The sequence below is a fragment of the Zoogloea oryzae genome, assembly GCF_030161255.1.
Taxonomy (GTDB): domain Bacteria; phylum Pseudomonadota; class Gammaproteobacteria; order Burkholderiales; family Rhodocyclaceae; genus Zoogloea; species Zoogloea oryzae.
Genome location: NZ_BSPX01000111.1, coordinates 1 through 9331 on the forward strand (window position 1 = coordinate 1; position 9331 = coordinate 9331).

Genomic DNA, 9331 nt, shown 5'->3' on the forward strand with positions numbered 1-9331 from the left:
CGTCACGCCGCCCTCGCCCACCGCCGGCTGCACGGCGCGGCAGGCTTCGAGGAGCGCGGTGTCGATGCCTTCGGCCGCCACCAGCAGCGTGCCGGTGACCGGCTGGCCGCGCAGGCCCACCGGCGAATCCAGCAGGCGCGAGCCGCCTTCGATGCGGCCTTGTTCATGCCACAGCAGCCGGCCGTCGCGCTCGATGCGCGAGGCGATGGCGAGGCTGCCGGCGGTAAAGCGTTCGCCCGAGGCGGTGCGCCCCAGGCACAGCAGGTCGAGGCCCACGAAAACCCCGTCGCCGGCAAGGCGCACGGTAGTGTCGGCCCGGCCGCGCACCCGGTCGAAGACGATGGCCTCCTGGGGCAGCCATTCGAGCATCCCGCCCGCGCCGACGCTGAAATCCAGCGTCTGGCGGGCAAGCTGGATGCCATCGGGCTGGCGGCTGCGATACCACTTGCCGGCGCCGGGGGTGGTGACCAGCGCCCGGGCGCCTTCGCCCACGTCGATCTGCAGGGTGAGCTCGTCGCCCCCGGCAATGCCGGCGGGCGGGTGCAGCACCAGGGCGTGGCACACCTCCGGCCCCTCGGGATAGAGGGCCTTTTGCACCCGAAGAGGGCCTTCGTGACGGCGATGCACCAATACGGTGCCAAAAGCACCCCGAGCCTGAAAGCCGAGCTCCAGGCGCGCGCACCAAGTTCGGGCGTAAGTATCTGGCAAATCAGCGGTCTCTCCGGACCGCACCCCAACAGGGGAAGAAATCATTTCCAGCATGGGGCATCAGCCAGCAAGACCCATGCCGGCAAACGGCGGGAGACGCGATGCCGCCCGAACATGCCAAGACACTTTTCAATCAAACCCATTTGGATATAATGACGAAAACTTTGAAGTGTATATTCTTACATGCCATGAACAATACCCACACCCGTCTTGTGACCGCACTCCTTGCAGCATCCATGCTAACCGCTTGCCAGACAACCGACATTCGCGAAATCCCCATGAAGATCGCGGGCGGCGAGACGGTCAAGGTCAAGGCCGGCCCGCGCGGCCCAAAGCCCGCCGAAGACGCCCGCATCAAGATTACCGGAGCCGCCATCCTCATCGCACCTCCCGATGAAATCGGTGACACCCCGTCCCTGCTGTGGTCATTCAGCCTGCAGGCCAAGACCAGGGATGAGATTACCCGCATCACTGTCGAGAACGTCTTTCCGACCGATCCTGCCGCAATCCTCGTGGACGACAGTACTCCCCGTCTACGTGACGGCATGTGGATCAATCAATGGAACAATGGCGATCCGATGGGCATGCAGAATGGCTGGCTCCAGCAAAAGGGGCTCGCACCCTTCGTGTTCCGATTCACCATCCACTTCAAGGACGGCACCCAGTCCGTACTCCACCAGCTCGCCACCTTTGGGGATAACGACAAACGCTTCTTCCTGAACGCCGCAAGGCAGGCAAGCGAACGCTACATCATCAAAGGCGGCAAGTAAGCCCGCGCGGCCCCATCACACCGACAGCATCTCGCGCACGTTGTTGGTGTCCATGTCGGCACCGGTGCCGCGGCTGATGATCTCGCCGCGTTCCATCAGCAGGTAGTGGTCCGCCAGCGAGCGCGCGAAGTCGTAGTACTGCTCCACCAGCAGGATCGCCATCTCGCCGGTTTCGGCCAGGGCGCGGATGGCGCGTTCGATGTCCTTGATGATCGAGGGCTGGATGCCTTCGGTGGGCTCGTCGAGGATCAGCAGCGTGGGCCCCGGGGCGAGCGCGCGGCCGATGGCGAGCTGTTGCTGCTGGCCGCCGGAAAGATCGCCGCCGCGGCGCTTCATCATCTGTTTGAGCACCGGGAACATCTCGAAGATGCGCGCGGGCACCTGGCTGCTGGCCGGCCGGGTGGCGAGGCCCATCTGGAGGTTCTCCTCCACCGTGAGGCGCGGGAAGATCTCGCGGCCCTGGGGCACGTAGCCGATGCCGGCGCGCACGCGGTTGTAGCTGGCGGCCTTGGTGATGTCCTGGCCGGCAAGCGCGATGCTGCCGGTGGCAGCGGGCACCAGGCCCATCAGCGTCTTGAGCAGGGTCGTCTTGCCGACGCCGTTGCGGCCGAGCAGCGTGGTCACCTTGCCCATCGGCACCTCGAAGCTGAGGTCGCGCAGGATATGGGAGCCGCCGTAGTACTGGTTGAGGTTGGTGACGGTGAGCATGGGAGTCTCCGGGAAAATTGGGAATGGGGCCGGGAGTGGGAAGCAGGAAGTGGGTAATGGGAAGTAGGTATTGGGAAGTGGGTGGTACTTGCTGGACGCCTGGCGAGGCAATCAGGCTGGGGCGAGCACTGCACACCCCGTTCCCCATTACCTATTCCCCACTACCGCCCCAGATACACGTCGATCACCCGCGGGTCGGCCTGGACGGTGGCGAGGTCGCCTTCGGCGAGCACCGAGCCTTCGCACAGCACCGTGACCTTGCCGCCCAGGGCCTCGACGAAGGCCATGTCGTGCTCGACGACCATCAGCGAGTGCTTGCCCTTGAGGCTCACGAAGAGCTCGGCGGTGCGCTCGGTCTCGTCGTCGGTCATGCCGGCCACGGGTTCGTCGAGGAGCAGCAGCTTCGGGTCCTGCACCAGCAGCATGCCGATCTCCAGCCACTGCTTCTGGCCGTGGGAGAGCAGCCCGGCGGGCCGGTCGGCCTGGTCGGCAAGGCGGATCTGTTTGAGGGTGTCGGCGATCTTGTCCAGGTCGTCGCCAAACAGCCGCGCGAACAGGCTCTTCTTCACGCTTTTATCGGTTTTCAGGGCCAGCTCGAGGTTCTCGAACACCGTGTGATGCTCGAAGATCGTCGGCTTCTGGAACTTGCGGCCGATGCCGGCGTGGGCGATCTGCGGCTCGGTCATCCGGGTCAGGTCGATGGTCTGGCCGAAGAAGGCCTTGCCGCTGTCGGGCCGGGTCTTGCCGGTGATGACGTCCATCATCGTGGTCTTGCCGGCGCCGTTGGGGCCGATGATGCAGCGCAGCTCGCCGGCGTCGATCTGCAGCGACAGCGCATTGAGGGCGCGGAAGCCGTCGAAGCTCACGGTGATGTCGTCCAGATACAGGATGACGTTGTGCGACAGATCCAGCTCGCCCGGCTTGAGGACGTGGCCGGTGCTGGCCTCGCCGTCCCAGTGCTCGGTCTGGCCGTCGGCCGGGGCGTTGCGGGAGATGGAGGATTCGACTCTCATGCGGAAGCTCCTTTGGCGGCACCGGCGGGCAGTTCGGCGGCGGGGGTCGGGGTGCTGCGGGGGGCTGGCGCGGCGGGGGTTTCAGCCTTGGCGGCTGCAGCGGCGGCCTTGGCCTCGCGGCGGGTCAGCTTGGCCCACAGACCCACCACGCCTTGCGGCAGATAGAGGGTGACGAGGATGAACAGCAGGCCCAGGAAGAACAGCCAGTATTCCGGGAAGCTGGTGGTGAACCAGCTCTTCGACAGATTGACGATGGCCGCGCCGAACACCGGTCCGATCAGCGTGCCGCGCCCACCCACCGCCGCCCAGATGGCGATCTCGATGGAGTTGGCGACCGACATCTCCGACGGGTTGATGATGCCCACCTGCGGCACGTAGAGCGCCCCCGCCAGGCCGCACAGCATGGCCGACAGCGTCCAGATGAACAGCTTGTAGTGGAGCGGGTTGTAACCGATGAACATCACCCGGCTCTCGGCGTCGCGGATCGCCGTGAGCACCTTGCCGAACTTGGACGCGATCAGCACCCGGCCGAGGATCAGCGTGCCCAGCAGCAGCGCCACGGACAGCCCGAACAGCACCAGCCGCGTCTCGGGAGCGGTGATCGAATAGCCCAGGATGCGCTTGAAGTCGGTGAAGCCGTTGTTGCCGCCAAAGCCGGTCTCGTTGCGGAAGAAGAACAGCATCGCGGCGTAGGTGAGGGCCTGGGTGATGATCGAGAAATACACGCCCTTGATCCGCGAGCGGAAGGCGAAGTAGCCGAAGATCCAGGCAATCACGCCGGGCACCGCCACTGCCAGGAAGAGCGCCCACAGGAAGTGGTCCGAGCCCGTCCAGTACCAGGGCAGCTCCTTCCAGTCGAGGAACACCATGAAGTCCGGCAGGTCGCTCTGGTAGCTGCCCTCGCGGCCGATCTGGCGCATCAGGTACATCCCGAAGCTGTAGCCGCCGAGCGCGAAGAACAGCCCGTGGCCAAGGCTGAGGATGCCGCCGTAGCCCCAGATCAGGTCCATCGCCACCGCCACCACGGCGTAGCACAGGATCTTGCCGATCAAGGTGATGGCGAAGGTGGAGACATGCAGCGGATGGCTCTCGGGCAGCATCAGGTGGGCCAGGGGCACCAGCACCCAGGCCACCAGCGCGGTGATCGCCACCGCCAGCCAGCCCTTGGGGCCGAGTCCGGCGACGAGTTTGACGGTTGCAGGCGTACGCATTGCGCCCTCCTCAGTTTTCAACGAAGCGGCCCTTGAGGGCAAACAAGCCCTGCGGACGCTTCTGGATGAAGATGATGATGAAGACCAGCACCAGGATCTTGGCGATCACCGCGCCGGCCCAGCCTTCGAGGAACTTGCTCACCACGCCGAGCCCCAGCGCCGCCCACACCGCACCGGCCAGCTGGCCCACGCCGCCGAGCACGACGACCATGAACGAATCGACGATGTAGCCGGTGCCCATGTCCGGGCCCACGTTGGCGATCTGCGACAGGGCCACGCCGCCCAGCCCGGCGATGCCGGAGCCGATGCCGAAGGCCAGGGTGTCGATGCGTGCGGTGGGCACGCCCACGCAGCCGGCCATCGGGCGGTTCTGGGTCACGGCGCGGACGAACATCCCCAGGCGGGTCTTGTTCATCATCAGCCACACCAGCAGCAGCACGAAGCCCGAGAACGCCACGATCACCAGCCGGTTCCAGGGCAGCGCCAGGTTCTCGGCGATCTGCACGCCGCCGGACATCCACACCGGGTTGGCGACTTCCACGTTCTGGGCGCCAAACAGCAGCCGCGCGGCCTGGATCAGCACCAGCGACAGGCCCCAGGTGGCGAGCAGGGTTTCCAGCGGGCGGCCGTAGAGGTGACGGATCACCGTGCGCTCCATGGCCATGCCCACCAGCGCCGCCACGAAGAAGGCCACCGGCACCGCGGCCACCAGGTAGTAATCGACGAAATCCGGAAACTGGGCGCGGAACAGGGTCTGCATGGCGTAGGCCGAGTAGGCGCCGATCATCAGCAGCTCGCCGTGGGCCATGTTGATGACGCCCATCACGCCGTAGGTGATCGCCAGGCCCAGCGCCGCCAGCAGCAGGATCGAGCCCAGCGACACGCCGGTGAAGATCTGGCCGGCGGTCTCGCTCCAGGCGAGGCGGCCTTCGATGGACTTGATCGCCGTCTGGGCGGCGTAGCGCACCTTGTCGTCGGTTTCGAGGTAGGCGTCGCCCTGCTTCTCGATGAGCGGCAGGAGCAGCGCCTTCACCGCCGGGCTGGCGGATTCGCCCAGGGCCTGCACCGCGGCCAGACGCACCGCGGCGTCGGGGCTGGTGAGGCGGGCCTGGGCGTGGAGCTGGGCGAGGATAGTCTTGATCTCGCCGTCGGTTTCGGCCTGCACGGCCTTGTCGAGGATGGGCAGCAGCGTCGCGCCATCGCCCATGTCGGCGAGCAGCAGCTTCGCCGCGGCGAGGCGTTCGGCGCGGTCGGCCGAGAACAGCCGCAGCGCCGCGAGGGCGCCATCCACCTGCTGGCGCAGGGCGTTGTTGAGGCCGATGGATTCGAGGTTGGCCGGGGCCGGCTTGATCGCCGCGCCGCTGGCGGCATCCAGCACCTGCCCGCCGGCGGTGATCACCACGCGGCCGCCGGCAACGGCCAGCGCGTCGTCGGAGAGCGCCTTGAGCACCCGCTCGGCGTCGGCATCGCCGGTGGCGGCAAGCTGGGTGATGGCGGCCTGCTTGGCGTCGAAGTCATCCGACGCGAGGCCCTTCAGCGCCGCGGGGTCGAGATCGGCGCGGGCGCCGGTGGCGCACAGGCCGAGCACCAGCCCGAGGGAAAGGAGAAAACGTCTCATGGGAAGCTTCCTTGTAGGTCGGGCCGCGGCCCGACAACGATGGACATGGATCTGCGCAAGGGCGTCGGGCGCTGCCCGACCTACAGGGTCCGACCAGGGGTGAAACTGAAAAAGGGCCGGCTCCGGGCTCGGAGCCCATCACCGGCCCGCGCGCTCCGCGTGCTTAGAGCTTTTGCTTGCTTTCGTTACCCGGGATGAACGGGCTCCACGGCTGGGCGCGGATCGGGCCCTTGGTCTTCCAGACGGTGTTGAACTGGCCATCCGCCTTGATCTCGCCGATGAAGACCGGCTTGTGCAGGTGGTGGTTGGTCTCGTCCATCTTGAGGGTGAAGCCCGACGGCGCGTTGAAGGTCTGGCCGGCCATCGCGGCGATCACCTTGTCGGTGTCGGTGCTCTTGGCCTTCTCGACCGCCTGCGCCCACATGTGGATGCCCACGTAGGTGGCTTCCATCGGGTCGTTGGTGACCACGGTGTCGGCCTTGGGCAGCTTGGCCTTCTTGGCCCAGTCGCGGTACATCTTGATGAACTTGTCGTTCTCGGGGTTCTTCACCGACATGAAGTAGTTCCACGCGGCCAGGTGGCCCACCAGCGGCTTGGCATCGACGCCGCGCAGCTCCTCTTCGCCCACCGAGAAGGCCACCACCGGCACGTCCTTGGCCTTCAGGCCGGCGTTGCCCAGTTCCTTGTAGAAAGGCACGTTGGAGTCGCCGTTGATGGTCGAAATCACCGCCGTCTTCTTGCCCTCGGCCGCGAACTTCTTGATCTTGGCGATGATGGTCTGGTAATCCGAATGGCCGAAGGGGGTGTATTCCTCCATGATGTCCGACTCGGCCACGCCCTTGCTCTTCAGGAAGGCGCGCAGGATCTTGTTGGTGGTGCGCGGGTACACATAGTCGGTGCCCAGCAGCACGAAGCGCTTGGCCGAACCGCCTTCCTTACTCATCAGGTATTCCACCGCCGGGATCGCCTGCTGGTTGGGCGCGGCACCGGTGTAGAAGACGTTCTTCTCCAGCTCTTCACCCTCGTACTGCACCGGGTAGAACAGCAGGCCGTTGAGCTCCTTGTACACCGGCAGCACCGACTTGCGGGACACCGAGGTCCAGCAGCCGAAGGTCACCGCCACCTTGTCCTGCGACAGCAGCTGGCGGGCCTTCTCGGCAAACTTCGGCCAGTCGGAGGCCGGGTCCACCACCACCGGCTCGAGCTTCTTGCCGAGCACGCCGCCCTTGGCGTTGATCTCGTCGATGGTCATCAGCGCGGTTTCCTTCAGCGCGGTCTCGGAGATGGCCATCGTGCCCGACAGGGAGTGGAGAATCCCCACCTTGATGGTGTCGGCGGCGTAGGCCGTGGAAGACATGGCGCCGATGGCGGCGATGGAGGCGGAGAGAACAGCGGCCTTGAGGAAGGTGCGGCGGTTTTGCATCTTGGGCTCCTTGCGTGGTTGGCGAGATTTCATGCGGTGCAGCAATGGAGTGCAGGTTACGGAGCCCGCCCTTTTGCCGAAATACGCAGGATTGCGTAGGTGGGCAGGTGGGCTAGAATTCGGCACGGTCGCAAACCCGCGGCCCCTCCCCCGAAAGCCATGTCCAGCCCCGCCCCTTCCGAACTTGAACGCCTGCTCCGGGGTGTCGAAATCCCCCCCTGCCCGGCCATCCTGACCCGGCTGCAAAAGGAGATCGCGTCTCCCAACGCCTCCCTGTCCGCCGTCGGCACCCTCATCAGCAGCGATGTGGCCCTCGCCGGATCCGTGCTGAAGGTCGCCAACTCTGCCGCCTTCGGCCTCAGCCGCAAGGTCACCACCATCCAGCAGGCGCTTCCCGTGCTCGGCATGCGCACCCTCGGCAACCTGGTGGCCGGTGTCGCCCTGCGCAACGCCCTCGGCAGCCACCAGCGCCTCGACCGCTTCTGGGACTCAACCCTGCGCATCGCCCACCTGTGCAGCCGCCTCACCAAGGAATTCCGCGGCGTGCCGGCCGACACCGCCTACAACTTCGGGCTGTTCCACGATTGCGGGATCGGCGTGCTGATGGGCCGCATCCCCGATTACCGGGACACCCTCCAGCTCGCCAACATCACCTACGACCGCCCTTTCACCGCCGTCGAAGAAGAACGCCACGCCACCCACCACGCGGCCATCGGCTACCTGCTGTGCCGCAGCTGGGGCCTGCCCGACGAGATCAGCACCGCCACCCTGCTCCACCACGACATGAGCGTCTTCGAGCCCGGCGCCGACGCCACCGCCGCCAAGACCCGCACCCTGATCGCCCTGGCCACCCTGTCGGCCTGCTTCGTCGGCAGCTTCCTGCGCATGAACGAGGATTCCATCTGGCAGCGTGGCCGCACCCCGGTGATGGCTCACCTGGGCATCGGCGACAGCGACTTCTTCGACCTGCGCGAGATGGCCTTCGAAACCCTCGAGCACATGGACAGCCCCGTGTGATCCGCCGCCCCACGCCAGCCTGAGCCCCCCGCCATGTTTGCCGCCTCCCGCCCGATCTACCCCGTCGCCGGCATCCGCGCCGTCGAAGCGCTGGCCATCCCCGGCGCAACCCCGCCTTTGATGGAACGTGCCGGCGCGGCCGCCGCCCAGCTTGCCCTGCGCCTCGTCCAGGGCCCTGCCCGGGTGCTGGTCGCCTGCGGGCCCGGCAACAACGGCGGCGACGGCTTCGTGGTCGCGCGGCACCTGCACTGCGCCGGTCTGGCGGTGAGCGTGGCCTTTGCCGGCGATCCCTGTCGTCTGCCCGACGACGCCCGCGCCGCCCACGCCGCGTGGATCGCCGCCGGCGGCTTCACCGTGCCCGATCTGCCCACCCCGCCGGACGAAGGCTGGGCGCTGGTGGTGGACGCCCTCTTCGGCATCGGCCTGCAACGCCCGCTGGAAGGCCGCTACGCCGCCTGGATCGACACCCTCAACGGCCAGCCCTGCCGGCGCCTCGCCATCGACATCCCCAGCGGCCTCGACGCCGACACCGGCCGCCGCCTGGGCCCGTGCTTCGAGGCCAGCCACACGATCACCTTCATCGCCCTCAAGCCCGGCCTGCTGACCCTCGACGGCCCCGACCACTGCGGCGAAGTGCACCTCGACACCATCGACGTGGACGCCGAAACCCTCGCCCCCGCGCCCGGGCACGAGATTACCCCGGCCCTCTTCGCCGCACAGATCAACCCGCGCCGCGCCAACAGCCACAAGGGTAGCTACGGCGACGCCGCGCTGGTGGGCGGCGCCCCGGGCATGGTCGGCGCCGCCGTGCTGGCCGGGCGTGCCGCCATCCATCTGGGCGCCGGCCGGGTGCTGCTGGGCCT

Annotated in this window: 9 protein-coding genes; 3 read left to right on the forward strand and 6 right to left on the reverse strand. The window is 67.0% G+C overall.

The genetic code is table 11. The features are described from left to right. On the reverse strand, positions 1-732 hold a 732-nt coding region (locus tag QQK25_RS21285; protein WP_498027240.1), incomplete at its 3' end, for an urease accessory protein UreD. A gap of 77 nt (positions 733-809) precedes the next feature. Here QQK25_RS21285 and QQK25_RS21290 point away from each other — a divergent pair. Then, entirely contained in the window at positions 810-1478 is a 669-nt protein-coding gene (locus tag QQK25_RS21290; protein WP_284189767.1) for a hypothetical protein, read from the forward strand. A 15-nt stretch (positions 1479-1493) separates the two neighbouring features. Here the strand turns inward: QQK25_RS21290 and urtE are convergent, their stop codons facing one another. From urtE to urtA, 5 genes are all read right to left on the reverse strand, one after another. Continuing rightward, positions 1494-2186 carry an urea ABC transporter ATP-binding subunit UrtE gene (urtE, locus tag QQK25_RS21295; RefSeq protein WP_284189768.1) on the reverse strand — a complete coding sequence of 231 codons (693 nt, stop codon included), beginning with the start codon at positions 2184-2186 and terminating at the stop codon, positions 1494-1496. Between the two features lie 161 nt (positions 2187-2347). After that, positions 2348-3199, reverse strand: coding sequence for an urea ABC transporter ATP-binding protein UrtD (gene urtD, locus QQK25_RS21300; protein ID WP_284189769.1), 852 nt, complete (start codon positions 3197-3199; stop codon positions 2348-2350). Further along, positions 3196-4410 carry an urea ABC transporter permease subunit UrtC gene (gene urtC / locus QQK25_RS21305; RefSeq protein WP_284189770.1) on the reverse strand — a complete coding sequence of 405 codons (1215 nt, stop codon included), beginning with the start codon at positions 4408-4410 and terminating at the stop codon, positions 3196-3198. Before urtC ends, urtD begins: the two co-directional genes overlap by 4 nt. A 10-nt stretch (positions 4411-4420) precedes the next feature. Further along, complete coding sequence (urtB, locus tag QQK25_RS21310) at positions 4421-6028, reverse strand: urea ABC transporter permease subunit UrtB (protein WP_284189771.1); 1608 nt, start codon at positions 6026-6028, stop codon at positions 4421-4423. A gap of 163 nt (positions 6029-6191) precedes the next feature. Next, complete coding sequence (urtA, locus tag QQK25_RS21315; protein WP_284189772.1) at positions 6192-7451, reverse strand: urea ABC transporter substrate-binding protein; 1260 nt, start codon at positions 7449-7451, stop codon at positions 6192-6194. A gap of 159 nt (positions 7452-7610) precedes the next feature. On the opposite strand from urtA, the gene QQK25_RS21320 reads away from it, so the two are divergent. Continuing rightward, positions 7611-8468 (forward strand): HDOD domain-containing protein, encoded by an 858-nt coding sequence (locus QQK25_RS21320; RefSeq protein WP_284189773.1) that lies wholly within the window; start codon positions 7611-7613, stop codon positions 8466-8468. Positions 8469-8501: 33 nt separating this feature from the next. Further along, positions 8502-9331: NAD(P)H-hydrate epimerase (locus tag QQK25_RS21325; RefSeq protein ID WP_284189774.1), on the forward strand; the 830-nt coding region annotated here is incomplete at its 3' end.

Excerpts from the sequence above, each read along its gene's own strand:
- QQK25_RS21320 (WP_284189773.1), top strand. The coding sequence starts at position 7,611 with ATGTCCAGCCCCGCCCCTTCCGAACTTGAACGCCTGCTCCGGGGTGTC.
- urtC (WP_284189770.1), bottom strand. The coding sequence starts at position 4,410 with ATGCGTACGCCTGCAACCGTCAAACTCGTCGCCGGACTCGGCCCCAAG.
- urtD (WP_284189769.1), bottom strand. The coding sequence starts at position 3,199 with ATGAGAGTCGAATCCTCCATCTCCCGCAACGCCCCGGCCGACGGCCAG.
- QQK25_RS21290 (WP_284189767.1), top strand. The coding sequence starts at position 810 with ATGCCGCCCGAACATGCCAAGACACTTTTCAATCAAACCCATTTGGAT.
- urtE (WP_284189768.1), bottom strand. The coding sequence starts at position 2,186 with ATGCTCACCGTCACCAACCTCAACCAGTACTACGGCGGCTCCCATATC.
- urtA (WP_284189772.1), bottom strand. The coding sequence starts at position 7,451 with ATGCAAAACCGCCGCACCTTCCTCAAGGCCGCTGTTCTCTCCGCCTCC.
- urtB (WP_284189771.1), bottom strand. The coding sequence starts at position 6,028 with ATGAGACGTTTTCTCCTTTCCCTCGGGCTGGTGCTCGGCCTGTGCGCC.